Origin of the sequence: Agrobacterium salinitolerans (assembly GCF_002008225.1) — a bacterium.
Classification (GTDB): Bacteria; Pseudomonadota; Alphaproteobacteria; order Rhizobiales; family Rhizobiaceae; genus Agrobacterium; species Agrobacterium salinitolerans.
The window spans coordinates 171,501-196,680 of the sequence record NZ_MRDH01000002.1 but is presented as its reverse complement, the minus strand read 5'-3'; the positions used below and the strand labels follow the sequence as shown (position 1 = coordinate 196,680).

25 protein-coding genes and 2 pseudogenes are annotated in these 25,180 nt (G+C 58.7%); 12 read left to right on the top strand and 15 right to left on the bottom strand.

Annotated elements, in window-relative coordinates; all coding sequences use genetic code 11:
• Positions 1 to 193 precede the first annotated feature (193 nt).
• Positions 194 to 1,489 carry an ImmA/IrrE family metallo-endopeptidase gene (locus BS627_RS01130; protein ID WP_077981466.1) on the top strand — a complete coding sequence of 432 codons (1,296 nt, stop codon included), beginning with the start codon at positions 194 to 196 and terminating at the stop codon, positions 1,487 to 1,489.
• A gap of 532 nt (positions 1,490 to 2,021) precedes the next feature.
• Here BS627_RS01130 and uppW read toward each other — a convergent pair.
• Positions 2,022 to 3,344, bottom strand: coding sequence for a Wzy-type polysaccharide biosynthesis protein UppW (gene uppW / locus BS627_RS01125; protein ID WP_162520566.1), 1,323 nt, complete (start codon positions 3,342 to 3,344; stop codon positions 2,022 to 2,024).
• Positions 3,345 to 3,472: 128 nt separating this feature from the next.
• Here uppW and BS627_RS01120 point away from each other — a divergent pair, with 128 nt between their 5' ends.
• Entirely contained in the window at positions 3,473 to 3,655 is a 183-nt protein-coding gene (locus BS627_RS01120; RefSeq protein WP_245306959.1) for a type 2 periplasmic-binding domain-containing protein, read from the top strand.
• Between the two features lie 148 nt (positions 3,656 to 3,803).
• Positions 3,804 to 3,944, top strand: coding sequence for a hypothetical protein (locus BS627_RS24040; protein ID WP_103036226.1), 141 nt, complete (start codon positions 3,804 to 3,806; stop codon positions 3,942 to 3,944).
• A 231-nt stretch (positions 3,945 to 4,175) separates the two neighbouring features.
• Here the strand turns inward: BS627_RS24040 and BS627_RS01115 are convergent, their stop codons facing one another.
• The 7 genes from BS627_RS01115 to BS627_RS01085 all read right to left on the bottom strand — a co-directional run bounded on the left by BS627_RS01115 (position 4,176) and on the right by BS627_RS01085 (position 11,813).
• Positions 4,176 to 6,122, bottom strand: coding sequence for a methyl-accepting chemotaxis protein (locus tag BS627_RS01115; protein WP_077981619.1), 1,947 nt, complete (start codon positions 6,120 to 6,122; stop codon positions 4,176 to 4,178).
• Positions 6,123 to 6,501: 379 nt separating this feature from the next.
• Positions 6,502 to 7,704: an MFS transporter gene (locus BS627_RS01110; RefSeq protein ID WP_077981463.1), complete on the bottom strand. Its 1,203-nt coding sequence runs from the start codon at positions 7,702 to 7,704 to the stop codon at positions 6,502 to 6,504.
• Positions 7,705 to 7,843: 139 nt separating this feature from the next.
• The gene (locus BS627_RS01105; protein ID WP_077981462.1) at positions 7,844 to 8,758 is read right to left on the bottom strand and encodes a homocysteine S-methyltransferase family protein; all 915 of its coding nucleotides are present in this window, start codon (positions 8,756 to 8,758) and stop codon (positions 7,844 to 7,846) included.
• A 19-nt stretch (positions 8,759 to 8,777) separates the two neighbouring features.
• Positions 8,778 to 9,467, bottom strand: a complete 690-nt coding sequence (locus BS627_RS01100) for an ABC transporter permease (protein ID WP_077981461.1) — start codon at positions 9,465 to 9,467, stop codon at positions 8,778 to 8,780.
• 12 nt (positions 9,468 to 9,479) lie between these two features.
• Positions 9,480 to 10,202: an ABC transporter permease gene (locus BS627_RS01095; protein ID WP_077981460.1), complete on the bottom strand. Its 723-nt coding sequence runs from the start codon at positions 10,200 to 10,202 to the stop codon at positions 9,480 to 9,482.
• A 12-nt stretch (positions 10,203 to 10,214) separates the two neighbouring features.
• A complete protein-coding gene (locus BS627_RS01090) occupies positions 10,215 to 10,991 on the bottom strand; it encodes a transporter substrate-binding domain-containing protein (RefSeq protein ID WP_077981459.1) in 777 nt (258 codons plus the stop codon).
• A gap of 42 nt (positions 10,992 to 11,033) precedes the next feature.
• Positions 11,034 to 11,813 carry an ABC transporter ATP-binding protein gene (locus tag BS627_RS01085; protein WP_077981458.1) on the bottom strand — a complete coding sequence of 260 codons (780 nt, stop codon included), beginning with the start codon at positions 11,811 to 11,813 and terminating at the stop codon, positions 11,034 to 11,036.
• A gap of 746 nt (positions 11,814 to 12,559) precedes the next feature.
• On the opposite strand from BS627_RS01085, the gene BS627_RS01080 reads away from it, so the two are divergent.
• On the top strand, positions 12,560 to 13,630 hold the full coding sequence (locus tag BS627_RS01080; protein ID WP_165691104.1) for a GNAT family N-acetyltransferase: 1,071 nt from the start codon (positions 12,560 to 12,562) through the stop codon (positions 13,628 to 13,630).
• A 42-nt stretch (positions 13,631 to 13,672) separates the two neighbouring features.
• Here the strand turns inward: BS627_RS01080 and uppG are convergent, their stop codons facing one another.
• Positions 13,673 to 14,752, bottom strand: coding sequence for a polysaccharide biosynthesis glycosyltransferase UppG (gene uppG / locus BS627_RS01075; protein WP_165691103.1), 1,080 nt, complete (start codon positions 14,750 to 14,752; stop codon positions 13,673 to 13,675).
• Positions 14,753 to 14,754: 2 nt separating this feature from the next.
• On the bottom strand, positions 14,755 to 15,822 hold the full coding sequence (gene uppI / locus BS627_RS01070; protein ID WP_077981456.1) for a polysaccharide biosynthesis UDP-hexose transferase UppI: 1,068 nt from the start codon (positions 15,820 to 15,822) through the stop codon (positions 14,755 to 14,757).
• A 177-nt stretch (positions 15,823 to 15,999) separates the two neighbouring features.
• On the opposite strand from uppI, the gene uppH reads away from it, so the two are divergent.
• Together uppH and uppJ are read left to right on the top strand one after the other, a co-directional pair.
• A complete protein-coding gene (uppH, locus tag BS627_RS01065; RefSeq protein ID WP_165691090.1) occupies positions 16,000 to 16,911 on the top strand; it encodes a polysaccharide biosynthesis endo-1,4-beta-xylanase UppH in 912 nt (303 codons plus the stop codon).
• A gap of 8 nt (positions 16,912 to 16,919) precedes the next feature.
• The gene (gene uppJ / locus BS627_RS01060; protein WP_077981455.1) at positions 16,920 to 17,864 is read left to right on the top strand and encodes a polysaccharide biosynthesis UDP-hexose transferase UppJ; all 945 of its coding nucleotides are present in this window, start codon (positions 16,920 to 16,922) and stop codon (positions 17,862 to 17,864) included.
• A 23-nt stretch (positions 17,865 to 17,887) separates the two neighbouring features.
• On the opposite strand, the gene BS627_RS01055 is transcribed toward uppJ, so the two are convergent.
• Positions 17,888 to 18,136, bottom strand: a complete 249-nt coding sequence (locus tag BS627_RS01055) for a hypothetical protein (RefSeq protein ID WP_165691102.1) — start codon at positions 18,134 to 18,136, stop codon at positions 17,888 to 17,890.
• Between the two features lie 176 nt (positions 18,137 to 18,312).
• The gene (gene uppL, locus BS627_RS01050; RefSeq protein ID WP_077981616.1) at positions 18,313 to 19,128 is read right to left on the bottom strand and encodes a polysaccharide biosynthesis UDP-hexose transferase UppL; all 816 of its coding nucleotides are present in this window, start codon (positions 19,126 to 19,128) and stop codon (positions 18,313 to 18,315) included.
• Between the two features lie 230 nt (positions 19,129 to 19,358).
• Between uppL and BS627_RS24425 the strand changes: the two genes are divergently transcribed.
• A complete protein-coding gene (locus BS627_RS24425; protein WP_003509414.1) occupies positions 19,359 to 19,568 on the top strand; it encodes a hypothetical protein in 210 nt (69 codons plus the stop codon).
• A 22-nt stretch (positions 19,569 to 19,590) separates the two neighbouring features.
• On the opposite strand, the gene uppM is transcribed toward BS627_RS24425, so the two are convergent.
• A complete protein-coding gene (uppM, locus tag BS627_RS01040; RefSeq protein ID WP_165691089.1) occupies positions 19,591 to 21,213 on the bottom strand; it encodes a polysaccharide biosynthesis protein UppM in 1,623 nt (540 codons plus the stop codon).
• A 257-nt stretch (positions 21,214 to 21,470) separates the two neighbouring features.
• On the opposite strand from uppM, the gene uppO reads away from it, so the two are divergent.
• The 5 genes and pseudogenes from uppO to BS627_RS01010 all read left to right on the top strand — a co-directional run bounded on the left by uppO (position 21,471) and on the right by BS627_RS01010 (position 24,442).
• The gene (uppO, locus tag BS627_RS01030) at positions 21,471 to 22,886 is read left to right on the top strand and encodes a polysaccharide biosynthesis phosphomannomutase UppO (protein ID WP_077981614.1); all 1,416 of its coding nucleotides are present in this window, start codon (positions 21,471 to 21,473) and stop codon (positions 22,884 to 22,886) included.
• A gap of 38 nt (positions 22,887 to 22,924) precedes the next feature.
• Positions 22,925 to 23,221, top strand: coding sequence for a nucleotidyltransferase family protein (locus BS627_RS01025; protein ID WP_077981453.1), 297 nt, complete (start codon positions 22,925 to 22,927; stop codon positions 23,219 to 23,221).
• Positions 23,222 to 23,331: 110 nt separating this feature from the next.
• Positions 23,332 to 23,577: pseudogene (locus BS627_RS01020) on the top strand (HepT-like ribonuclease domain-containing protein); the annotation flags it as partial.
• A 101-nt stretch (positions 23,578 to 23,678) separates the two neighbouring features.
• Complete coding sequence (locus tag BS627_RS01015) at positions 23,679 to 24,080, top strand: globin domain-containing protein (protein WP_077981613.1); 402 nt, start codon at positions 23,679 to 23,681, stop codon at positions 24,078 to 24,080.
• Entirely contained in the window at positions 24,077 to 24,442 is a 366-nt protein-coding gene (locus tag BS627_RS01010) for a DUF423 domain-containing protein (RefSeq protein ID WP_077981452.1), read from the top strand. Before BS627_RS01015 ends, BS627_RS01010 begins: the two co-directional genes overlap by 4 nt.
• A gap of 6 nt (positions 24,443 to 24,448) precedes the next feature.
• On the opposite strand, the gene BS627_RS01005 is transcribed toward BS627_RS01010, so the two are convergent.
• Both BS627_RS01005 and BS627_RS01000 read right to left on the bottom strand, forming a co-directional pair.
• On the bottom strand, positions 24,449 to 24,739 hold the full coding sequence (locus BS627_RS01005) for a hypothetical protein (protein WP_077981451.1): 291 nt from the start codon (positions 24,737 to 24,739) through the stop codon (positions 24,449 to 24,451).
• Positions 24,720 to 25,043 (bottom strand): annotated as a pseudogene (locus BS627_RS01000) (DUF2325 domain-containing protein); the annotation flags it as partial. The gene BS627_RS01005 and the pseudogene BS627_RS01000, both read right to left, overlap by 20 nt.
• Positions 25,044 to 25,180 lie beyond the last annotated feature (137 nt).

Genomic DNA, 25,180 nt, shown 5'->3' with positions numbered 1-25,180 from the left:
GTTCGGCGATCTAGCCTTGGTACCCTCGCAAAGGCACATTCTTAGATATCACCTTTCCAACGATTGGAAATCGCATTGTTGTTCGCTTTCTGGAAGTAAAGTGACAATCCTTAAACCTGTGCATTATGGAATAGCCCTATGTATTGGTGTGGAGCAATCATGGTAAATTCTTCACGATGTCCCGAGGAAAACCGTGAATTCAACACTGAAGGGCGATGAGCTCGAAGAGGCCTTTTATCAGTACCTTATCGCCCAAAAAGAGCGTGGCGAACTGATCTTCGATGCCTACCCCCCAGAGAACTGCAAAATTCTAAGGAGACAAGAGTACTTTTGCTCCGAACGAGGCGCAAATGTAGAGTTTGATGTAGTTATTGAGTTCTATCGTAGAGGGAGCTCGACCCCACACTCGTATATCGTGTTCGAGTGTAAGAATTACGATGGAAGCATCCCAGAAATTCACGTTAATGATTTTTCGCACAAGCTGAGCCGAATCTTTCGCCATGCGGCAAAAGGTGTATTGGTCATCTCGTCACGCCTCCAGTCGGGAGCAGAACATGTTGCTCGGCACAGCAAGATGGGTATCGTCAAGTTCGATGAATATGGGCTGGAAATCGTTGCGGACCGCCGCGGCGGTTCACTGATCGGGAATAACTTTGTAAAGAAACAAATCTTCAGAAGTAGAGCTTCTGAAAAATCTTTGAAGTTCTCGGCCTTTCATGACGGTCTTTTTTTTGGAACCGTCAGGGAGCTCTTGCAGAGCCTTGAACACGACGCAAATCCAAGCCAACCCAGTCGCGGAGATGCCAATCTGGTCGCTCCATACCTCTCGACCGATGCGATAAAAAGCTCTTCGCGCGAGTTGTTAGAACTAGTGGGATATCAAGAAGGTCCGATTAATCTAGAGGAGATTTGCACTGCGCTCTCAATAGATCTTCAGTTCACGGACCAATATGTCCACGACATTGATGGCACAGAGATATTGGGAACAGCAAATTTTGATCGCAGGGCAATCTTTATTAACGCTCACGGCAACGTTACGAGGGAGCGATTTACTCTCGCCCACGAGATTGGACACTTTTTCCTTAAACACCACCTATATCTTGCATCCGAAAGCGTTATTGAAAACGATCTTCGAATAACTAGCGAAAAGGAAAACAGCTTCCATTACGAGCGGCTAGAATTCCAAGCAAATTCGTTTGCATCTAACCTAATCCTACCTGACGAGATTTTCAAAAGAAAGACGGCCGAATTTCGGCGCATGCTAGATATAACAGACAGGGGTCACGGTTATATTTTCGTAGACGATCAGCCCCACAATTATCAAGCATACGAGCAGCTTCTCACACAGCTTCTTACATACTTTGAAGTCTCAAAACAGGCCATACACGTCAAATTCAACAACCTAGGCATGCTCACCGATCAAAGGACAAGACGAGCATCGCAGCTCCCAGACATAGGCAAGCTCCTTGCAAAATACCGAAAGGCGTAAAATTCGATAGCTTCGCAAAAGGAGAGCTCCGCACCGCGGATATCGCTTTCCTTCAACAGTGACTCCTGCGTCAAAGGCGATATCACGGAATTGAACCGCCCGCTTTGAGATCAGCGCGCAACAAAGTGACCAAGTACGTTACCGGCAAGCTATTCAAGGTACAAAACTGAGTACAAAACCCGTCATGCGGACGAATAAGAATCATTGATTTTAAAAGGAAATTTCGCCTATATTCAGCCAATCGAATGATGTCGGGTGCGCCATTAAAATCAACTATTTATTGATTTTCGAGCAACCAAGCATGAAGCCTTGAGCAGCTTGCTCTTCGATACGCTTGGAAGCAAACGTTTCTGAGGCCATGGCACAAGCAATTTCAGACATCCTCATAGGGCTTCAGGCAACATCGCTGATCGCACATTCACTGTGCGAGCTCGCGCTCGACACAGCCGATGGGTCGCATCTGCCCGAAGCCCGCCGCGCTCCAAGCGACATTGAGAACATTCTTCACTTTTGTGGAGATCAAGCTTTTTAATTACATAATCGCATCGCTCCCGGTCAGGGCGGGTTTCGCCTCCACCTCGTCTTCGGCAAGGCTGGCGTTTGCCTGCAGGTGCAGGCCCATGACCGCGACGAGGAGAAAAAACCAGACGAAGCCCGAACTGAGCAAGAACAGCGTTTCCAGAAAACCGTAGAGCAGGACATAAAGCCAGACGCCGACATAAAGCCGCGTCAGGGGGCTATTGCGCGTGGCCTCATCCATTTTACCGAGATAGTGAAGCGGCAGCAGGAAAATCCACATTAGCACCAGCCCAAACCCCGGGACGCCGCCCGCAAGCAGCAGGTCGAAATAACCATTATGTGAATCCGGCGCGGTCGTCGCCCAGGTGTTGTTCTCGGTGAAACTCGACATCAGGGCGTCGCTGCGCCAGAAGGCCTGATAGCCGTATCCGAGTAGCGGGCTTTGACGGATGTAATCGATGGCGACGGTCCAGATATCCCGTCTGCCGGTAAAGCTGGCATCGAGCCCCAGCTTCGTCAGCATCTGCGAAAAGACGGGATCGACCGTGGTGCCGACGGTCACGAGCGCGAAAACCGCCAGAAACAAGGTGACGACGGGGTAGCGCCAACGGGGCCAGCGCAGGATGAACCAGCCTGTCGCAATGATGATAGGCATCAGGCCGAGCGCGGTCTTGCCGCCTGACTTCACCAGAAAGAGCAGCGACAGCAACAGCACCGACAACCCGCCGATGAACGACCAGCGCTTGCAGAGATAAATACCGACGATGATCAAAACCGCCATGACCGAGGCGGCCTCGTTCTTATGGCGGAAAACCCCGCGCCAGTCCCCTGCCAGCAATGGCTCCAGCGCATCGCTGGCCTGATGGATCGAGCGTGAGGGCAGCACGATGATTCCGAAATAGCACAGGAACAATATGATCAGGGTGCATGCGGCAAGCAGCGTGGTAAAATGCCGCTCGGTGCGCGGCAATTGCAGGAAGCCGCCGGCAAGCACGCAGATGATGGCGCACATGGCAAGCCGCCGCAGCGAAAACGCCGGCGCCTCGCCCATCAGCGAGGTGAAAACAAACCAGCCGAAAACCGCCGCCATCAGCAGACGCGGTGAGAAGACGAGGGAAAACGAACGCTCCTTCGCCATGAACGCCAAGAAACTGAAAAGCAGAATGATCGCGGTAAGCTGGTTCAGCAGGTTGGACCCTGCCGCCATGGCGGATCCCTGATAGGTCGAAGAAAGCGAAATATAGGGCGAGAAGCCGACCGTGAAATAAAGGAACGTCACATAAAACAGTGTATTCCGCCAATATGCACGCGCCTGTTCTTCGTGCGCTGCAGCCATAAGGGGGGCTTCTCTGTCTTTTTCCATGCGTGCCACATCGTACCCGATGCTTCATTGCGGTACCATGAGTATCCCGCCAAAAACCTATTTTTTAGTTATTCCGAATTCACGGATGAATAGCAATTCCTGTGCACGGCCTCGCCTATCTGCCGCTCGATCAGGTTCGGCCGCATCTGGATGCAGGCCGATCGATGCGGGTGCCCGGCAAGTTTACGCCCGACCTGCCGGGCTATCACCTCGATTATCCCTGCCGACGGCATCCATCCGCCGCCTTCAGCCTGTTTGTCGAGACCCTGCGGTTTCGCGGGTAAGATTGAAGAGCTCCGGATGAAACGATCCGGCCCGGGCTGCGTCAAAAAGACCCTGCACGAGGGCATAAAATGGCGTTGTTGAAGCAGTGGTTTTAAGGTAGCCCTACCCTCGATAGATTGTGTCAAGTAACAGACTGGAAATACGAAAATGATGGATTGGGATTGGGTAGATTTGTTTCCCTTAGTCTTCTTTCCTTTCAAGATTCTCGTGCTGGGCACGGGCATGTTCTTCGCCATCAAGTGGCATCACGATCAAGCAAAGAAAGAAAAGGACCCCAGCGGGCCGTGAGTGTCCGCCGGTCGGGTTCGGACTTCACCAATTGAATGTTTTCCCGCTTGAGCCGGCGCCACCCCCCATGGCGCTGGTTGCGGATGCGGATGATCTGGCTGTCGCGAAAATATTGCGTTTCACACGGTGGACATCGATTTCGCCAGAACGGCTTTCCATTGCGCCGCATCGCCGTTGAACGCCGGCGGGGATGTCTCCCCGCCGAAACGCATGCTGGAAACGGACCGCCGCTCAGAACTCCCGCCAGTCGCCTTTTGTATCGACGGCGGCATTGCCCGAAAACGCAGAGGCGATCTTGCGACCCAGCGCGCGGACCGGGGATGCCACATATCTGTCGTTATCGCCTGCGCTGCGAACCGACGCAGGCTGGTTTTTCGGCTGCTGGGTGCCGTCAGCGAGCCGAAACTGGGAGAGCAGCTGGTTGAGCGACGCCACTTCCTTGGCGAGGCTGTGGCTTGCGGCATTGGTTTCTTCCACCATGGCCGCATTTTTCTGCGTGTCCTGGTCCATCTGGTTGACGGCCGTATTGATCTGCTGCAGTCCGGAAGACTGTTCCTGCGCGGCCTCCACAATGGAGACGACGTGCCGGTTGATCTCCTGAACTTCCGAAACGATGGTTTCCAGCGCCTTGCCGGTGTCGCCCACCAGTTGAACACCCTGCTGTACCTGATCGTTCGAGGTGGTGATCAGCGCCTTGATCTCTTTCGCCGCATTGGCCGAGCGCTGGGCAAGCTCGCGCACTTCCTGTGCGACGACGGCGAAACCCTTGCCGGCCTCACCAGCGCGGGCTGCTTCCACGCCTGCATTCAGCGCGAGCAAATTGGTCTGGAAGGCGATTTCGTCGATCACGCCGATGATGTTGCTGATCTCATTGGCGGATTTGGCGATCTGCTCCATAGCGACCACGGCGCGGCGCACCACCTGGCCGGATTGTTCGGCGCCCGTCTTGGCGCGACTGACGATCAGGCCCGCCTCCTGCGCGCGCTTGGTGGAATCCCTGACCGTCGTGGTGATTTCTTCCAGAGCGGCGGCGGTTTCCTCCACGGCCGCGGCCTGCTGCTCGGTGCGCTTGGCCAGATCGTCGGCAGCAGACTTGATCTCGTCCGCACCCGCGCCGATGCCGCTGGCGTTCTGAGCCACCTTGGTCAGCGCCGCCTGCAGCTTTTCAGCGGACATGTTGAAATCGTTACGAACGGCGTCGAGCGTCGCGGTGAACGGCTGGCCGATGCGATAGGAAACATCGCCTTCCGAAAGCTTCGAGAGGCCGGCTGCAAGATTGTCGACGGCGAATTTGACGTCGGCGGCTTCCATTGCCTTCTGCTGTTCCCGCTCGATACGGTCTTTCTCCGAGAGGGTGCGGTTGGCATCTGTTTCCTGTTCGAGACGAATGCGCTCAATAGCGTTTTCCCGGAAGACCTGTACGGCTTTCGCCATCTGGCCCACCTCATCCCGACGCGCCATGCCATCGATCTCCGTGGCCGTCTCGCCGCCGGCAAGCGATACCATGCGCTCGCGCAGACGGGCGATCGGGGTGGTGATGCCACGGGACGCCACGAACAGCGCCAGAATGATACCGACCGCAAAAGCGATGCCGACAATCACCAGCGAGGCCATGATGGTCGAATTGGTCTGATCCGTCAGTTGGGTGCTTCCCTTGACGACACCCTTGGCAAGCTTGTCCAAGAGGGCGGCGATATCACTTCCGACCGAGCGGATTGCAACATCGGCCTTTAGCAGTTCCGCAGCGGATTCTTGGTTGCTGTTGGCAGAGCCAAGTTCCACAGCCTTATCGGTAATTGCAATAATGCCCTGAACCTGCCCCAACAACCTGTCCACCGTCGCGGCCTCTTCCGGGAAAATGGCTTTGACATTGTTCAGGCGCGATATCAAATCTCCCTTGTCTCCCTGATATTCCCGCATGACGATCTTGAAGTCGGGAGCCTTCGCATCGTAGGCCATGACCTGATAGGCGCCATAGGCCATCGCCTCCAGATTGCGATTTGCGCGGGAAAGCTCCACCAGCGCGGCACTGTCAGTAGCGATAAAGAAAGAATAAGCCGTGTCCGCTTGCTTGTAATGGGTGGACATGTAAGCCGTGGCGCCAAGGCCGACGATGCAGAGCGGGAGAATGAGTGACAGGATTTTGGTGCGAATACTGGCGTTTTGAAGAAAAGACACGGAAAGCCTCACGTCATTAAAAACCGCTCCTTCCCCGTGCCGGAGGTGTTCGGCAAGACTCACATTGCACGTCAAGCGCCCCGATCATCGAGGCTTCGCTAGCCGCATCATAGGCTCTGGTCGCATCTGCATCATGCATGCGCCGCAGAAAGCAGCCTGTCCCTCAAATGCGGGGAGGCCGCTTCCCGCGTTGGCGCGGCGACCCGCCAGCAGGCGGAAACGCCGGACCTAATTTCCGGGAAAAAGCGAAAGCATGCGAGCTTTCAGCCGTCGCCATCGATTTATTTTACAGTAAAATGATTATAATCAAAAACTTTACAATTCCTTCATGCCGTGGCGGGCAAAACCCGCGTGTTTTTTGCCCGTCGAAGACCGGTCGTCAGTCGCCCGGCGGGAAGGGTCGCGCCCTTCGCATGAGCGTCCACCGTTGCAAAATGGCGGCCATGACGGCAAGTCCTGCCATGGCGGCGAATATCGAGGCGATGTCGCGATAGGCGGCGGCAAAACCGAAGCGGGCAATCCATGGCTGGCTTGCCAGCGGCGAGATGAAATGCCCGAGAAACATCGAGGCGGTGACGATTCCGGCGATACGCCCGCGCAGTCTGAGCGGTGCCAGCAAGATGGTGGTGGACATGATGCCCGGCATCACCAGGCCGAGGCCAAACCCCACCACCGCAAGCGATGACAGCAAGGCAACCAGCCCTTCGGCCCTGGCAAGCAGCGCAAAACCCGCCGTCATCGACACCAGCCCGACGGCAATGATGGCGGTGACGGTGACCCTTGCCCGCAATCGTCCGAAATTGAGTGCCGCCAGCGCCCCGGCCAAATTGAAAATGCCGATGGCGTATCCCGCAATGCTAACGGAAAACACCCCAAGCTCCCGCAGGAAAAACGGCAGCTGCGAGGGAATGGTGTAGAACAGGGCATTGACGAGAAACACCGCCAGCGCCAGCACGCCCACCAGCAGCCAGTTGACCGCAAAATCCCGTTCGCCTCCGGCCTTGACAGCGCCATCGTTCCTCACCGGCTCCGTCAGAAAGAACAGGGCTGCCGGCAGAATGAGCAGGGCGACGGCATAGACCGCGAAGGGCGCGCGCCAATGCAGATCCGCCAGCAAACCACCCGCCACCACAAAAACCACACCGCCGATCTGAGTAAAGGCCTGTTGCAGGCCGAGATAGCGCTCCCGCGCCGAACCTTCGAAATAATCGCCCACCAGCGCCGTGCCGATCGTCATGATGGCGCCGATCGCCAGCCCCAGAAAAGCGCGCCCGACGAGCAGGCCGACAAGACTTTCGGAAAAGAGGCCGGACATGCCGGAAAAGCTGTAAAGCAGGATCGCGCCGAGCAGCAGTCGCTTGCGGCCGAAGCGATCCGCCAACACGCCGGCGACCGGTGCACAGAGCGCCACGAACACCGATGGCAATGTCAGCACCATGCGGCTCATGATCTCAACATCAGGCGTCGACAGGAAGCTCTGTTCGATGGCGGGCAACGAGGGCGCGACCGTGGTTCCGGCCATGATGGTGAGTGTGGCAACGAATAGCAGCGTGAGCTTCAACGCCTTGGAATTCTCGATCATGGAACGTCCTTATTATAGTGTTCCATGCACTGATAATTCCTCAACTATGGTTGAGGTCAATAGCCGCAGACAAAAAAGCGGCCGGCCTTTCAGCCCGCCGCATTCATTCCCGATAGTGCGTTAAAAGCCGCCGACCGCGTCAGGCGGCCCCGCGCCGCAGCGCTGTCGCAACCTTGTGGATATGCGCCGCACCAATGCCGCAGCAGCCGCCGATCATGGTCGCGCCCGCATCCGCCCAGGAGCAGGCAAAACGGGAATAGACATCGTCTGTCAGGTCGGCACGGGTGCCGTGCAGGCCTTCATTGGCAGCGGAATCGCCCTGTTCGCCCTCGAAAGCATTGGCATAAACGCCGATCTCGAGCGAAACACCCTTGTCCGCAAAGACGGCGGAGGCGGTTTCGACGGCGGCTTTCATGATTTCCGGCTTGCTGCAGTTGAACAGCAGGGCAGCAGCACCCGATTGCGCCGCCCATTCGGCGGCAGCCTTCACCGTTTCGCCTGACCGTAGCGCGGGTTCGCCACCGGCGACCGCAGCGGCGTCATCGTTGAGCGTAAAGGAGATCCAGAACGGCTTACCCGTTGCGGCAACGGCTTGCCGCACCGCCTCGCCCTCGGCGATCAGGCTCAGCGTCTCGCCGAGCCAGACATCGACTGAAGGAGCGAGATTGTCGACCAGCACCTTGAGATAGTCCTGCACCCGGCCCGCATCGAAATTCTGCGGCTCATAGGAGCCGAAGATCGGCGGCAGCGAACCGGCAACCAGCACCTTGCGACCGGAAGCATCCGCCGCCTCGCGGGCCAGCTTGCCAGAAAGGGCGATCAGCGATGCACCATCCTTCTGGAAACGCTCTTCGCCGATGTGGAAGGGCACCAGCGCATAGGAATTGGTGGTGACGACATCGGCACCGGCCTCGATGAACTCCGCATGCACCTGCCGCACGATATCGGGGGAATTGATCAGCGCCAGCGCCGACCATTCCGGCTGTTTCAGCTCGGCGCCGAGCCGCTGCAATTCGCGGCTCATGCCGCCGTCGAGAATACGGATAGTGCCCATGGTGATACTCCTTGAATGTTTACCGACGGACCGGCACCTGCCGTTCGACAAGGCCGAAACAGCGGGCGATGATGGCGGTGAGAATGAGATAAAAGACGGTTACGACGATCAGCGGCTCATAGACCAGAAGCGTATCCTGCCGCACCTTGTAGGCGACGGCGTAAAGGTCCATGACCGTCACGGTGAAAGCAAGCGGCGTGGCTTTCAACTGCATCACCACCTCGCCAGCGATGGTCGGCAGCGCGATGCGGATCGCGCGCGGCAGCCAGATGCGTCGAATGAGGGTGAAGCGGCCCATGCCGAAAGCCCTGCCCGCCTCCAGCTCGCCCTTCGGCACCGCCAGCAGCGCGCCGCGCAGCACCTCCGCCTCATAGGCCGCATAATTCAGCGTGAAGCTGACGGCCGCGAAGAAGAACCCTTCGCGCAGCACCGGCCACATAAAACTTTGCCGGAGGCCTGGGACCATCGGCAGAAGCGAGCCGACGCCGTAATAAAGCAGCCAGAGCTGGATGAGCAGCGGCGTTCCGCGAAAGAAGGTGCAATAGGCCCGCGCCAGAATTTTCGTCACCCGCCCGCCGCTGACCTGCGCAAAGGCAAGCCCGATGGCGAGCACGAAACCGATGCTGACGGAGATGACGAGCAGCGCCAGCGTCTGCCACGCGCCGGACAGAAGCAGCGGCCAATATTTGGCGACCCAGGAAAAATCCATGCCGTTCCCCCCTTACGCCAAAGCCGGCTGGCCGCGCCGCACCCGGCGTTCCAGCAGTGAAAAGACGAGATTGGAGACGAGCGTGATGGCGAGATAGAGAAATGCCGCCGCGAGGAAGAACAGGAAATATTGCTTGGTGCTGGCGCCTGCCAACCGCGTCGCGAGCGCCAGTTCCTGGTAACCGACAACAGCCACCAGCGCGCTGTCCTTCGTCACCGCAAGCCAGAGATTGGCGAGCCCCGGCAGTGCATTCGGCAGCAGGGCCGGCAGGATAACCCGGCGGAACCGAAGCGCCGGTGGCATGCCGAAGGCGCGCGCCGCCTCGATTTGCCCGTTCGGAATGGCAAGGATCGCGCCGCGCAGCACCTCGGTCATATAGGCGCCCTGCACGAAACCCAGAACTGCAACGGCGGCAACGAAACCGTTGACCTCCAGCGGCGGCATGCCGGCGAGCAGCAGCAGCCGGTTGAGACCGTCCGTCCCGGCATAATAGAGCCCGACAATGAGGATCAGTTCGGGAACGGCGCGGATGGCCGTGGTGTAGAGATTGAGCAGCAGGCCGAGCGGCCTGTTGCCCGAAAGCTTGCCGAGTGCGCCGGCAAGCCCGATGACGATGCCGATGAGGTAAGCACCGGCGGAAATGGCAAGCGTCGACGCCGCACCCTTCAAAAGGGTGCCGCCCCATCCCGGAGGATAGGGTGACAGCAGCTGCAACGTGGTTTCAAGGCTTGCCATCGATGTGACCGATCAGGGCTTGCTGCCGTAAATATCGAAGCTGAAATACTTCTTGGTGATTTCGTCATATTTCCCGCTGGCACGGACGGCGGCGAGAGCGGCGTTCAGCTTGGTCTTCAGTTCCGTATCGTCCTTGCGCAGGCCGCCGGAAACGCCAAGACCAAGGATTTGCTTGTCGTCGGCCACATTGCCCATGTCGGCGCAGCAATCCTTGCCGGCATCGCTCTTCACGAAGGCATCGAGAACCAGCGAGTCACCGAAGACGTAGTCGATACGGCCGGCGGCCAAATCCTGAAACGCCTCGTCCAGCGTCTGGTAGGTCTTTTCGTCAGCGACATCAGCGAAATATTTCTTGTAATATTCGGACTGGATGGTCGCGACCTGAATGCCGATGGTCTTACCCTTGACGTCCTCGGCCGTCGCACCCGCCTTTTCACCCTTGGCGCCGATCAGCTTGCTCGGTGTGTTGTAATATTTGTCGGTGAAATCGATCACCTTCTGGCGCTCTTCCGTGTTGGACATGGACGACCAGATGACGTCGAACTTCTTGGTCTGCAGCGCCGGGATCAGGCCATCCCAGGAAAGCTCGACGATCGAGCAATTTTCCTTCATTTCCGCGCAGACGGCGTCCATGAGATCGATTTCCCAGCCCTGCCACTTGCCGGTAGCGTCTTTGGCGAAGAAAGGCGGGTAGGACTCGTTCATGATGCCGAAGCGCACGTCGGCGCTGGCGGTGAAGGCGGAAAACGCAAATGCCGTTCCGGCAAGCAGCGTAGCGAAGAATTTCATTTAAAGTCTCTCCTGTTGAATACGAACTGTCAGGCAAAAGGGTCAGTTGGCCAGCGCGCCGGTGAATTCACGGCACCGGGCGCTTGTGGGGTTGCCGAACACCTGCGCCGGCGGTCCCGCTTCCTCCACCCTGCCCTGATGCAGAAACATCACTTCCGAGGAAACATCCCGCGCAAAGCGCATTTCGTGGGTGACAAGCAGCATGGTGCGGCCTTCCTCGGCCAGATCGCGAATGACCTTCAGCACTTCGCCCACCAGTTCCGGGTCAAGCGCCGAGGTGGGCTCGTCAAACAGCATCACCGCCGGTTCCATGCAGAGCGCGCGCGCAATGGCGGCGCGCTGCTGCTGTCCGCCGGAAAGGAACGCCGGATAGGCGTTTTTCTTGTCATAAAGCCCGACCTTGTTCAGCAGAGCCTCGGCTTTTTCGACCGCCTCCTGCCGCCTGACGCCCAGAACGTGAACCGGCGCCTCGATGACATTTTCGAGAACGGTGCGATGGGCCCAGAGATTGAAATTCTGGAACACCATGCCAAGCCCGGTGCGCAGTTTTTCCACCTGCCGCCAGTTTTTCGGTACGGCCTTGCCGTCCTTGCCGGCCTTCGTGGCGATCTCTTCGCCATTGACGATGACCCGGCCGCGATCCGGCGTTTCGAGGAAGTTGATACAGCGCAGGAAGGTGCTCTTGCCGGAACCGGACGAGCCGATGATCGATATGACATCGCCCTTGTGGGCTTTCAGTGAAACGCCCTTCAAAACTTCATGCGTGCCGAAGCTCTTGTGGATGTCATCCGCCTCGAGCGCACAGGCGCCTGTATCTGTCATCGATTGACCTTGCCGATCCGTTTTTTAGTGCCGCCTCGCCAATAGCCAGGGTCTCGCGGTGCGACGTGCACAATAACAAAGACTTGAGCCGCGCATGTTTAGCGAAAATAGCCACAGACGCGCGCAACAATCGGCTCTTTTACATATTTGCAACGAAAAATCATTTCAAAATATCACCTTGGACGAACAACAGCGGAAACCTGTGCGTCTGGGGATGTCGGAGCGACGCCCGCTTCTGGGCCTGTCCGGTTCCCCTCCGTCTTTCTCCACAATGGCCGGCCCGCCAATGCGATTTTTTTGGTTATCCGCGATGCACGAGGAGATAGCGCCGTGAACGCACGCTTTGCCCTCGGGAAATCAAAATCGGGAGACAAAAATCAAGACAGTCATTTCCAAAATTTAAACTTCGACACCCAAAAAAGCATCCGCAAAAAATGATCCACATTTCATCCACCGGTTGCTTATGGGAGTATATTTTGTTAACCTCGAATAGCGCAGGATTATAAATCCAACTTGTTGATATAAATGTGATTTATCTTCAATTCGATATTTCACACCCGAGCGGATCGCAGGCTTTATATCTATATTAATACATTAAAATATACGCTGCCTATGGTTGATTTCATCTATGCGCAAAAGCTTGGGGGCCGACGGTGGACGTTCCGATACACACCAAAATGGACGACGGCGATAGTGGTCAGTCGCCACAACGCCCGGTTCAGCCAGGTGTCTCCGGCGTTCGCCCCATGCGCAGGGATGACGTGCCCGCCGTCGAAGCCGTCCTCAACAGCGCTTTCAGGAAGACCGGGCAGGAGCGCAATTTCGACTTCCGCTCCTATATAGAAAAACTGTTTTTCGGCAGTCCCGCCTTCAGCCCGGAAAACGGCAGCGTTGTCTACGACGCCGGGGAAAACGGGGTCACCAGCGTCATTCTCGCCGTGCCCATGCGCTTCGTTGCGAATGGAAAAACGATTACCGCCCGGCTGCTTTGCGCCTTCGCATCGGACGGGAAACGCGGCGCGCTCGGCGCGGCGCGCCTGTCCCGCGGCATGCGGGCATCCAAACACGACATGTTGTTCTCGGATACGGCTTCTCCTGTCAGCGCCGATCACTGGGTGGCGACCGGCGGCGACATGCTGCCGATTGAAAGCCTGCAATGGCACAAGGCGCTCAAGCCCTTCTGCACCATAGCGTTGCGCATGCCGCGCCGCTCGAAACTGGCCAAAACCACGCTGGCGCTCGCCGCGCTTGGACTTGTGGATGGAATCCTGCGGCGGTGGAAAAAGGGTCTGAGGCCGCAGGAGGCCGCTGGTGCCAGGGTGAGAACCGTGGATTACGAAACCTTCCGACGCAGCGCGCTTGCGATGATCGAGCGTTTTTCCATCCGCCCGGAATGGTCTCACAAAGAGTTCCACTGGCTGATAGAGATGAGCAAGGCCAATGAAAGCCTCGGCGAACTGAAAAGCGTGATGATCGAGAATGCCGAAGGTCACGCCATGGGCGCCGCACTGTTTTTCGGCCAGCGGGGAAGAACGGCCTATGTGCTCAATCTCGTCTGCGATGCCGGCTGCGAAAACGATGTGCTCAACACCCTGTTCCGCCATTTCGATGATGAAAACTATGCCCATGTCACCGGCATGGCGCAGCCCTTTCTCATCAACGCGCTTTACCGCCAGAACCACATGAGCTTCCGCCACGACGGTTATTTCTGCATGGCGACGCGCGATGACGCCCTGAGGGAAAAGGCGCTGGGCGGCGACATCTATATTGGCGGGTTGTGCTCGGAAAGCTGGAGCAAACTCATCACCGACTATTGAGGTTCCTGCCCGGCCCCGGAGCGGAACACGGGCGCGACGCCCTCAAGCCTTGCGGAACCGCCCGACATTCGCCGAGATGAGATGGCGCAGCGCTTTCGCATAACGTTTGGAGCGCGTCTTGGCCGCCAGCGCGCTTCCCCAGTCCACCATCGACCCGTTGATATCGAAATCGCCGAGCTGGCCTTCGGGAATATCGCCCTTCTCGATGCGCTCGACGATGGAGGGTAGAGCCGCATAGAATTCCGGCGAACGATAGGGCGGATGCAGCGAATACATGCCCTTGCCCGTGCCGAGAAAATCGAGCCGGTGAACGCCGGTGCGCATCATGTTGGTGCTCAGCACTTCCTCGGCAGGCATGGAGACCGGCTGCTGGTTATAGGCATAGGAGCGGATACGCCGTTTGACATCGGGCCTGAGCAGTTCCAGCGAGCCGATCCTTTTCGCAAGACGGTCCATGTCGATCATGAACAGCCGCGTCGAAACGGTGGCGAAACGCCAGGTGGGAATGCGCGACGGCAGCTTGCGCGGCGCAGGGATGTTCTTCACGCCGGGCATGCCGACATGGCGGGAAATATCCAAATCGCCGCGAATCGTCGGCGGCCCGGAAAAGGGCGTGATGCACAGCGCATCCGGATTGGCCTTCTGCAATGCAATCGCCTCACTGAACCAGCTCTGGCTGCCGCCACCGAACATCATGTCGCTGTCCATGTGCATCACGTAACGGGCATTGGCGCGTTTCAGCCCGTAGAAATAGACATGGAAAGGCCCGCCATCGAAAGCCTTGGCGGGATAGGGGATGGGAGAGCGCGAAAAGAAGGTCTGCGTCACCGTATCACGCGCCGCATCGCTGTAATCGACGATATCCACAGAGAGATGCGGATAATTGGTCTGCATTTCCTCCAGCATGTCGAAGAGACGCTGGCGCGCCGCATCGAAACCATTGCCCTTGTACCGCCCCGCCCCCACCTGGCCCGTATCGACCGTCAGCAAAATGCGGTCCACCTGCCCGCCCCAGACCCTGAGCTGATGCGGCAGCGTCAGGGCCGCATGCGGGGCGTCGAAGGGATGGAGGTTGATTTGCAGCGCCTTTTGCACAGGAGGAAGCGGCATTTCAGCATTCATAGTCATGCACCACGGTTGCGGAATTCATTGATGATGGCCATCATGGGTTTTTCGTTGAAACTCCAGTCCAGCGGCAGCGGCCGGTTGGCGGTGCCGTCCCGGCGAGGATAGGCCCAGCGGATCCAGGTATATTGATCCGAGATGCCCCATGTGGTGATGGAGGAAAGCGCGCCGCCCGCCGAGGCGGCCTCCAGAAACTCGCGGACCTGACCGTTGATCAGCATATCCCGTTCGGCCTCAGGCGCGGGCAGCGTCTGGTCCATCACGTCAAGCTCCGTCACCAGAACGGCAAGACCGTAGCTGCGCATTTCCGTCGTGAAGGCGGCAAGCTCGTCCTTGGCGATCGGCCAGCCGCCGCGCAAATGCCCCTGCAGGCCAACGGCGTTGATCGGCGCGCCCTTTTCCAGCAGTTCGAGGATGAGATTGCGGAAAGCGGCGCGTTTGGCCGGCGATTTCTCGGCGGCAAATTCGACATCATATTCGTTGAGCACGAGTTGCGCCTTCGGATCGACCGCATGGGCGATCTCGAAAGCCTTCTTGATGGCGTCAGGCCCCGCGCCATAATACCAGGCATCGCGCCGCGCCCGCACATTGCCCGGCACGTCGGGGATCGGTTCGTTGACCACGTCCCAGCTGTGGATCACGTCCTTATACCGCTCCATCACGGTGACGATATGGGTTTCCATCAGCTTCTCGACCTTGGCGCCGCCGACACTGGCAAGCCAAGGCGCGTTGGAGGCATACCAGATCAGCGGATGGCCATGCATGGCTAGCTTGTGCTGGCGCGCGAAATTGGCGAGTGCATCGGCAGCGGCGAAATCGAACACTTCCGCCGAAGGCCGCATCACCTCCCATTTCATTTCGGTGACAGGGGTGATGCGCGAGCAATATTTCACCACCGCCTCGCCGATGCGGCTATCGGCATTAAGGTCAGGCAGGTAGACGGCGGCGCCATAGGGGGCGGTTTTGATCGTTGCTTTCTTCTGCGCGGCAAAGGCCGGGCCGGCCACGGCATGCAGCAGGCCAGCGCTTGCCGCACCGCCTATAAAATTCCGCCGCCCGATCCGCATTCGCCCGCCTCCGCAACCTATATTCCCAAAACATAACATCCCTATCATAGGAAAAGGATATTAAAGATTTGCAAGGTTAACCGACGTTATACCACGTCATAATTGGCCAGACCCGCTTAATGCGGTAGTAACTTCGCTGTGCGAATTCTTGGCCCACGCCGCAGGGAGTTTGAAGTCTTGGTTTCCGTTTCGATTGTCATTCCCGTTCGCAATGGCGAGCGTTACATCGTGGAAGCGATCGAAAGCGTGTTGCTGCAGGGCGAGACCATCGGTGAAGTGCTTGTCGTCGATGACGGCTCCACCGACACCACCGCGCAGAAAGTGGAGGGTTTTTCCGACCCTCGCGTCAAATTGCTTGCCCGGCCGCAGGGAAGGCAGGGCGTTTCCGCCGTGCGCAATTTCGGCCTGTCGCAGGCGCGCGGCGAATGGACGATGTTCCTCGATGCCGACGATCGCCTGAAACCGGGCGCCATCGCGGCCCTTTGCGCCGGCATTTCCGGGCCGGATGTCGTCGCCGTCTATGGCGATTACGAACGCATCGATGAAGATGGCTTCAAGATCGGCCGGCGCAACCTCATTCGCCGCCGGGAAAAACCCGATGGTTTCATTCTCCAGCCGCTGCTCGGCGGCAACTTCATCGTCAATGGCGGCATCATGCTGGTCAGAACCCGCATCCTTCAGGAATTCGGCGGTTTCGACGAGACGTTGCGTTATGCCGAAGACTGGTATGGCTGGTGCAGGCTGGCCGCCGCCGGCCGTTTCGTTTACCTGCCCGGCTGCCATGTGCTGGATTACCGCGTGCACAGAACAAGCGTGATGATGAACCGGCTTTTGACCTTCCGCGATTGCGAGCCGGCCATCGAAGCCGTCTTTTCCGACCCGGCCATCGTCGCCGCCATCTCGCCGCCGGAACTGCGACGGCTTCGCCGCCGGTCGGAGAACCATATGAACGCCTATACCGTGGCGCAGGCCTTCCGCGCCCGCCGTTACCGCGAGGCTTTTTCGGCGCTGGCCGACACCTTCCTCAACCGCCCGCGCCAAAGCCTCAGGGCCGTCGTTTTTTCCGCCGCAGCGCTTGCCGGAATTTAGGAGTTTCCATGTCCGAGATCATGCCGGAAGCGGTGGTGTGCATTCCGAGTTTCCGCCGGCCGGAAGGCCTGAAAAAGACGCTTCGGTCACTCGCGGCCCAGAAGGTTGATTTTCCCTTCGCCATTGTCGTGGTCGATAATGACGGCGCAGGCCAGCAGGGTCTCGCCGTCGCACGCACATTTTTCTCCGAGAACGGCGTGAACGGTCAGGCGCTGGCGGAGCCGACGCAGGGCAATTGTTACGCCATCAACACGGCCTTCCGCACCGCCCGGCAGAGTTATCCATCAGCGCAATGGTTCCTGATGATCGATGACGACGAGGCCGCCTCCCCCCAATGGCTTGCCGAAATGGTTTCAGCGGCGAAATCCTTCGGCGTCGACATCGTCGGCGGCCCGGTCAACCGGGAATTCGACGCACCGGCTTCGAAGGCGGTTCTCTCGCATCCGCTGTTCGGCTCCATCGAAGCGCCGACCGGTCTCGTCGAGCAAATCCACGGATCGGGCAATTGCCTGATCTCACGTCGAGTGTTCGAAAGCCTGCCGAAACCGGAATTCGACGTGCAGTTCAACTTCCTCGGCGGCGGCGACATGGATTTCTTCACCCGCTGCCGCAAGGCAGGTTTCAAATTTGCCTGGAATGCCCGCGCCGTCATCATTGAATATGTGCCGGAAAGTCGGATGGCGCCTCGCTGGATCATGGAGCGCTCGCTCCGCACCGGCATCATAAATTACAGCATCGACCGCGCCCGCCACCCCGGCCTGAGGGGCGGACTGCTGCTGACCGCCAAAAATGCCGTCAGCCTGTGCCTGTCTCTGCTGCGCGCCGTTTTCGCCGGGCTGAAAACCGGCGCCTGGCTGCCCGCCACACATCCGCCGCTGATGTCCATTGGCCGGATGATGGCAAGCCTCGGCATCACACTCACCCCCTACAAGGCGCCGGCGAAGAAGAGCTGACCGCAATCGCTCGCGTCGCCGGTTTAGCTGAGGGTCTTTTCCCTGCCGAACGACAGCACGTTCTCGCGTCGTTTTTGCAAACCGAGCGCCGAAAAAGCCGCCGCAACAACGAGAAGCGGCACCAGCAGCGGCCAGAAGAAACAAAGGACGATGCCGGTCACCCGGTAAAAATCCCAATTCTTATCGCGGCGGGCACCTTCAATATAGGTCATGGCGAGAGAGGTGGCGGTGCCAATTCCATATATGAAAAGAGAAATGGACGTAATCACCATGGGTGTCCCCAAAATATCTCTGATTCGAATAAATTTATAATATTGGGACAGTGTAGCGCGCTCCTTCGCAGTTGCAACGAATTTCAGCGGCAAAGCCCGTTTTCTCAATATGTTAGGGAAAACTGATTAACTGACGCGATGCAATATGCCTGCCGCCTGCGGGGCTTGCCGCAGCTTTACCGGCCCTGACCCGACGCTCCGAAGCGATACTTCAGCAACGAATATATGGCGATCGGATTGGTCAGCAAATATCGTTTTCCGAGACGCTTCGGCTCGAGCATCGCCCGATAGAGCCATTCCAGCCCCATATCCTGCATCCATTGCGGCGCCCGGCTGTTCTTGCCGGCAAGGAAGTCAAAAAGGCCGCCGCAGGTCTTGACCACGGCGATGCCGGAAAGCCTGTCGAGATTGCGCGAAACGAAGCGCTGCTCCAGCGGAATGCCGAAGCCGACCCAGAGAATATCCGTTTTCGAAGCGGCGATATCGGCAAGGACCGCGTCTTCCTCGGCGCGGCTGAAATAACCGTTGCGCCGTCCCGAAAATACGAGACGCGGATAGAGCCTCTGCATTTCTTCGACCGCCGCACGGTTCACCTCTTCCGAACCGCCGAGGAAATAAAACCGGCTTCCCGTCTCTTCGGCACGCTTGGCGACCGCATGAACAAGATCGGTCGTCGCGACCCGTTCCCTCAGCGCCTGCCGGCAGAATTTTCGGGAGAAGATCACCAGTGACATACCATCGGCATGAATCTGGTCCGCCTGCCGCAGCATGGCGTCGAATTCCCGGTCGTGATGACAAAGCGCAATGACCTGGCCGTTCGCCGAGGTCGAATAAAACGGTCTTGCACCGGACACGCGCTCGCTTCCCGCACGCAGGATGAAATCCCGTGCCGTTTCATCGATGGTCGCGTCAGTGATGGGCAGTGCCGCAAGGGAAATAACCGGCCATGCCTGGCCCGGCGCTCCCGCATCCGGCCTCTCTCTCCCTGTCATGATCTGTCCGGTGTCCAAGATAGGCATCGTTTCATTGTTATAGTCACGCTTATGCATAGGGTATAAGGCTTCAGACACTACGAAGAACTATCATTAATATTTTTATAAATCCCCGTATGCAGTGGGCATTTTACACGCCTGAAGGTTGTGCGCCACATTTTCTGACTATTCCGGTTTTCCAACCGATGGGTTAAGGGACGCGGAAATCAAACCACGGAAGGGCTCCGGCCATGGAAACAATCTCGATCGACAATCGCGGCGATTTCGGCCTCTGGGCGATAGAACGGGCAAAAGAAATCGTCGCCAACGAAGCGTCCGACCTTGCCATTTCGGTTCGCGATGGAGACGAGGCCGGTATTCGCGATGCCGGCAATGCGCTGGGCGCGGCCATCGCCGCCGCCCTGCTCGAGGTTTATGACGGTCTGATTTCGGAAGAATAAGGCGACACGCAGCCGCCTCGTCTTACCGCGCCACGACATCCGCGTGTTCGTCCCGGCGCAGATAACCCCAGAGACCGAGCGCCACGGCAATGCCAAGACCGAGGAACAGTCCGCCCATGCCGCCGGCGATCAGGAAGGTCAGCTTGCCCGGCGGCCAGCTTCTGGAATTGGGGGCAACCGGCTGCGAAATCACCCGCACATTGGTGGAATCGATCGACTGCTGTTCGGCAAGCTGGCGCGAGCGGGTGAGGTAAGTCTCATAAATCGCCGCCGCCGAGCGGGCGTCGCGCTCCAGATCGCGCAGCCGCACCTGCGCCTCATTGTCGGTAAAGACATTGGCGCGTTCCGCCACGGCCTTCAGCCTCAGCGCATCCAGCGAGGAGCGCGCTTCGGCGACATTGATCTTGGCCGCCTGCAGGATGCGCCGCGCCTCGTCCGCCATGCCGCGTTCCAGCATTGCCCGCTCCGCACCCGCCGTCGCCAGACGCGGATGGCGTGCGCCATAGGTCAGCGTCATCGCGCCGATCTGCTGCTGCAGGGTGCTATATTGCGCGCGGATGGTGTTCATGGTCTGGCTGTCAAAGATGGCGTCGCTTTGCGTGCGGTTCTGGGCAATCGCCGCCTCCATCTGCTTCAGGCGGGATTCCTCCTGGATCAGCCGCTGCTGGGTCGCAAGCACCTGCGCATTCAGCTCGCCGGAGGCGAGATTGCTGACGAGTTGGCCATTATTTTCCTGCAAACCGTTCTCGCGGCGGAAATCGGCCACGCGCTTTTCGGCGATGGTCACATTTTCGCGCATTTCCTCCAGCCGCTTCTTGAGATCGTCAACGACACGCTGGCTGCTGTCGGAGGTCGTCTGGAACAGTTCGCTTTCGAAAGCTTTCACGATGGCCTTGGAGACCGTCACCGATTTTTCGGCATCATTGGTCCAGACCGAAAGCGTGACCACGAAGGAGCGCGGGTCGCGTTCCGCCGCCACCCGATCCCCCAGTGAACGAAGCGCGCCGACGCGGTTGTCATCGTCTTCCGGTTTCGATGAGAACATTGCCTTCAGCCGCGCAAGCGGCGGCGGGCTGATGAATTCAGGGTCCTGATCGAGCTTCAGCTCGTCCACCACCCGCGCCAGCACGTTGCGCGAAGTGATGGTGCGCAGCTTGCTTTCCACCTCGAGTATCTGTGTGTCACGCTGCTGGTTGGGCGAAAACACCCCATCATTAACGACGTTCAGATTGGAGGGATTAACGACGATATCCGTATAGGCCTTGTAGCGCGGCGGCGTCATAGAGGCGTAAGTGAGTGCGCCGGCGACGCAGAGAATGATCGCCAGCACGATCCAGACGACACCTCTGCGAAGCCAGAGGATGACGTCATCCACACCGATCCTGTCGATATGTTTCAGGCCCGGCAGCGCAGCCGCCAGATTGCCGCTCGGCGAAGCAGCCTTTACCGGCGTCTCGGCAGCGGCCGGCGCAGCGGCGGTCTTCGACGGTTTCGGCTCAAGATGGTCCTTCAGCACCGTGCGCTCGAAAACCTCGTCCTCGTCCACCAGATCGTCCAGCAGGGAACCATGGGTTCTCGCGGCAGGCGCCGTTTTTTCATTGAGCGGGCGTGCCTGCTTATGTCCCGCCTTTTGAAGCCTGTACATCAGCCAATCCAACTCGAACGAACCAAAAAAAGGCCGGCAACAGAGGGTTCCCACCGTCGCCAGAGCCGCCATCGACGGACAAGTTTAAATATGACGGGTGAATTTTAGGTTACCCGCATCGGTCCCGCCATCATCGCCTATTCGCGGCCACGTTGAAAGGGATGATTGACTTGGATGGATCGATACGGTTCTTTCAACCGTTATATTTTTGCATTATCCATTTGACCCTCAAAGATTTTATCGAAACGGAGTTTGGCATGAGCCTGAAATTTGGAACGAGCGGCCTTCGCGGCCTCTCCGTCGATCTGAAAGGAAAAGCCTCGGCCGTCTATGCCACGGCATTTGCAAAACACCTTCTCATATCGGGCCAGGCAAAGGCGGGCGACCCCATTCTCGTCGGCCGCGATTTCCGCGATTCGAGCCCGGAAGTTTCCGCCACCTGCATCGCCGCGCTCAAAAAAGCCGGCCTGACCCCGTTCGATTGCGGCGCCGTGCCGACACCGGCGCTGGCGCTTTACGGCCTGTCGCTGAAGGCCGGCGCGCTGATGATCACCGGTTCGCATATCCCGGCCGACCGCAACGGCATCAAGTTCTACCGCCCGGACGGCGAAATCGACAAGCAGGACGAGACGGCGATTGCCGCTCTTGCCGCCGAAATCGAAGCCGAAGGCATAAGCGCCGAGGCGGCGACCGCCGAAGACCATTCCGCCACCGCAGCCGAACTTTTCTACGAGCGCAACATCGCGTTGCTGCCGGAAAAGGCGCTGTCCGGCCTCAGGATCGGTGTTTACCAGCACAGCACGGTGGCGCGCGATCTCTTTGTCGACGTGCTTGCCCATTATGGGGCGGAGGTCGTTCCGCTCGGCCGCTCCGAAACCTTCATCCCCGTCGATACTGAAGCAGTCTCCCCGGAAACGCTGGCCCTTCTCAAAAAATGGTCGCCGGAGCACGGTCTCGACGCCATCGTTTCCGCCGATGGCGACGGCGACCGCCCCCTGCTGACCGATGAAAACGGCATGCCGCTGCGCGGCGACCTTATCGGCCTGATCACCGCAAATTTCCTCGGCGCCGGCGTGGTCGTTACCCCCGTCACCTCCAATTCGGGTATCGAGGCCAACGGTTCGTTCGACGTCGTCCGCACCAAGGTCGGCTCCCCCTTCGTGATCGCGGGCATGGCTGAGGCGCTCGCCGCCGGCAAGAACGGCGTCATGGGCTTCGAGGCCAATGGCGGCCTGCTGACGGCCTCCGCCTTCACGCTCAACGGCAGGCCGCTTTCGCCTCTGCCGACGCGTGACAGCTTCCTGCCGGTTCTCGCCGTGCTGCTTCTCTCGGCGGAACAGAAAATGCCGCTGTCGCAGATCGCCGCCGCCTACAACCTGCCGGTCGCCGCCGCCGACCGCCTGGAAAATTTCGCCCAGGAAAAGAGCGCCGCGCTGATGACACATCTGCGCGCCTCCCGCGACAATCTCGAAACCTTCCTCGCCCCGGTCGGCACGGTAAAGGCGCTGAGCGACATCGACGGCCTGCGCGTGGCGCTCACCGATGGCAGCACCATTCATTTCCGCCCTTCCGGCAACGCCCCGGAAATGCGCTGCTACGTCGAAGCCGCCAATCAGGATGAGGCCGAAACGCTTCTGAAAAAGGGGCTCGATCTCATCCGTAATTTTGGCTGAGTCTGGATGCCACCTGCACGATGGTGTAAGCTTGCCGCATGAAGAGAGCAGAGGCCATCAGGAAACTCAAAATGCACGCCCATGCCATGAAAAGCATGGGCGCGACATCGCTTTATGTTTTTGGATCGACCGCCCGCGATGAAGCACTGACCGCAAGCGATCTGGATGTCTTCATCGATTACGATCAGGACGGCCGCTTTTCGCTGATCGATCTCGTCGGCATCAAGCAGTTTCTGGAAGACGAACTGGCGATGGAGGTGGACGTGACCACCCGCGACAGCCTCCACCCGCTGCTCCGCGCCGACATCGAGCAATCCGCAGTGCGGATATTCTGATGATAAAACGGAGGATCTGGCCGGTTCTCAGCGAAATGCTGGACGCGATCCAAGGCATCGAAACGCACACCGCCGGACTATCACTGGACGACTTCTAGCAGAACTGGCTCCTCAAGCTCGCCGTACAGCGCGCTTTGGAGATCATTTCCGAGGCATCACGGCACATCCCGGCGGAATTATTGCGGGACGTTGCGCCTGAAATTCCGTGGAAACAGATTCACGGGATCGGCAATATTCTACGACATGAATACCACAAAGTCGCGGATGATGTGATCTGGGCGGTGGTGACCGAACATGTCGCACCACTCAAAATAGCCGTCCAAGCTATTCAACAATCCGTCGGGCCTGACAACTGACGTTTTATGGGCACGATGTCCCAAATGTCGCATCCCGTCTTTCCCTGTTGCACTCGCTGGCCCGGAAAGCGATAAGGACCGCAGGGTCCAAGGAGGCGACGATGAGCGGCGAGACCGTTACCCTTTACGAAGCGATCGGTGGCGATGCGACCGTCAGGGCGCTCACCCGGCGTTTTTATGAATTGATGGATACCCTGCCCGAGGCCGCACGCTGCCGCGCCATCCATCCTGTCGATCTTTCCGGCAGCGAGGCGAAGTTTTACGACTACCTGACCGGATATCTTGGCGGACCGCCCGTCTATGTCGAAAAACACGGCCACCCGATGTTGCGCCGTCGCCATTTCGTCGCCCCTATCGGCCCCGCCGAGCGGGATGAATGGCTGCTGTGCTTCCGCCGCGCCATGGATGAGACGATAGAAAATGCGAAGCTGCGCGAGATCATCTGGGCGCCGGTGGAGCGGCTGGCCTTTCACATGCAGAACCAGGAAGCGGATAAGCCATGACCCACGAGAGACTGCGCGCCTTCATTCTGCTGCTTGGTAGCCTCCTGGGTGCTGCCGGCGTCATGCTTGCCGCCGCCGCGACCCATACCGGTGAAACCTATATGCTGGGCAATGCCTCGGCCATGGCGCTGGCGCATGCGCCGGTGCTGGTGGCGCTCAATATTGGCGCTAACCGCATCAGAACCGCCATTCCGGCGGGCCTGATCCTCGGCCTCGGCACGGCGGTCTTTGTTGGTGATCTCGTCACCAGACATTTTTCAGGCCACAGCCTGTTTGCCTACGCGGCCCCCCTGGGTGGCCTCGGAATGATCGCGGGATGGCTGGTGCTCTGCGCCGGTGCGTTTCTGAAGCCGAAAGGCTGATCGGCCTTAACGCCGCCGCGTCCAGCGAAACGGCAGGATGTTGCGGCCCTTTTTCGCCGCCTCGCCGAGTGCAAAGGGTGGTGCTTCGCCGGGCTGGCGGGTGCGCAGATGGGGAAAGATCGCCACATTGCCGACGGCGGTCGCGGCGCGGTTGCGCCTTTGGCGTTCGCCGACCATTTCATAGATTTCCGTCAGGGCCGGATCGGCAGCCTGTTCGGCCATCTTGTGCAGTTCCACGCGGCAGGCCTCGTCTGCCGTCGGCTCTTCGCCCTTAAAATTATTGCGCTCGTCGCTCATCGTTGGGGGTCCGTTCATTCATCGTCTGCAGCGCCCGCTCCAGACTGGATTTGCTGCCATTGCGCAGCGGAATGAACGTCTTGCCGAATTTCTTGCAACCGGACTTCACCCGCAGACACGCATCGTGGCTGATACAGTCGATCGGGCAGAAAACGCAGTCGACGGAGGGAAGAACGGTATCGATGCGGGAGACGGCTTCACGCAGGCCGCCGTCGTGATGAATGAGCTCCGCGCCGAAATTGCTGGCGATCTGGCGAAGATGGGCAACCTGACAGTCACGGCCGCCGACATAAAGAAAGCTTTTCGGACCCGAGAGCTGCTCTTCGGCCGCCACCTTTTCAGTCTGCGGCTCGCCCTTGCCCTGCTTGCCGCCACGTTCGGCCTTCTTCTTTTCCTTGCGTGCCATTCCCTCACCTGCCGGTTGGTTTTTGATACCCCGAT

Excerpts from the sequence above, each read along its gene's own strand:
- uppW (WP_162520566.1), bottom strand. The coding sequence starts at position 3,344 with ATGGCTGCAGCGCACGAAGAACAGGCGCGTGCATATTGGCGGAATACA.
- BS627_RS24040 (WP_103036226.1), top strand. The coding sequence starts at position 3,804 with ATGATGGATTGGGATTGGGTAGATTTGTTTCCCTTAGTCTTCTTTCCT.
- BS627_RS01110 (WP_077981463.1), bottom strand. The coding sequence starts at position 7,704 with ATGATCGAGAATTCCAAGGCGTTGAAGCTCACGCTGCTATTCGTTGCC.
- BS627_RS01105 (WP_077981462.1), bottom strand. The coding sequence starts at position 8,758 with ATGGGCACTATCCGTATTCTCGACGGCGGCATGAGCCGCGAATTGCAG.
- BS627_RS01100 (WP_077981461.1), bottom strand. The coding sequence starts at position 9,467 with ATGGATTTTTCCTGGGTCGCCAAATATTGGCCGCTGCTTCTGTCCGGC.
- BS627_RS01095 (WP_077981460.1), bottom strand. The coding sequence starts at position 10,202 with ATGGCAAGCCTTGAAACCACGTTGCAGCTGCTGTCACCCTATCCTCCG.
- BS627_RS01090 (WP_077981459.1), bottom strand. The coding sequence starts at position 10,991 with ATGAAATTCTTCGCTACGCTGCTTGCCGGAACGGCATTTGCGTTTTCC.
- BS627_RS01085 (WP_077981458.1), bottom strand. The coding sequence starts at position 11,813 with ATGACAGATACAGGCGCCTGTGCGCTCGAGGCGGATGACATCCACAAG.
- BS627_RS01080 (WP_165691104.1), top strand. The coding sequence starts at position 12,560 with ATGCGCAGGGATGACGTGCCCGCCGTCGAAGCCGTCCTCAACAGCGCT.
- uppG (WP_165691103.1), bottom strand. The coding sequence starts at position 14,752 with ATGAATGCTGAAATGCCGCTTCCTCCTGTGCAAAAGGCGCTGCAAATC.
- uppI (WP_077981456.1), bottom strand. The coding sequence starts at position 15,822 with ATGCGGATCGGGCGGCGGAATTTTATAGGCGGTGCGGCAAGCGCTGGC.
- uppJ (WP_077981455.1), top strand. The coding sequence starts at position 16,920 with ATGTCCGAGATCATGCCGGAAGCGGTGGTGTGCATTCCGAGTTTCCGC.
- BS627_RS01055 (WP_165691102.1), bottom strand. The coding sequence starts at position 18,136 with ATGGTGATTACGTCCATTTCTCTTTTCATATATGGAATTGGCACCGCC.
- uppL (WP_077981616.1), bottom strand. The coding sequence starts at position 19,128 with ATGACAGGGAGAGAGAGGCCGGATGCGGGAGCGCCGGGCCAGGCATGG.
- BS627_RS24425 (WP_003509414.1), top strand. The coding sequence starts at position 19,359 with ATGGAAACAATCTCGATCGACAATCGCGGCGATTTCGGCCTCTGGGCG.
- uppM (WP_165691089.1), bottom strand. The coding sequence starts at position 21,213 with ATGTACAGGCTTCAAAAGGCGGGACATAAGCAGGCACGCCCGCTCAAT.
- uppO (WP_077981614.1), top strand. The coding sequence starts at position 21,471 with ATGAGCCTGAAATTTGGAACGAGCGGCCTTCGCGGCCTCTCCGTCGAT.
- BS627_RS01025 (WP_077981453.1), top strand. The coding sequence starts at position 22,925 with ATGAAGAGAGCAGAGGCCATCAGGAAACTCAAAATGCACGCCCATGCC.
- BS627_RS01015 (WP_077981613.1), top strand. The coding sequence starts at position 23,679 with ATGAGCGGCGAGACCGTTACCCTTTACGAAGCGATCGGTGGCGATGCG.
- BS627_RS01010 (WP_077981452.1), top strand. The coding sequence starts at position 24,077 with ATGACCCACGAGAGACTGCGCGCCTTCATTCTGCTGCTTGGTAGCCTC.
- BS627_RS01005 (WP_077981451.1), bottom strand. The coding sequence starts at position 24,739 with ATGAGCGACGAGCGCAATAATTTTAAGGGCGAAGAGCCGACGGCAGAC.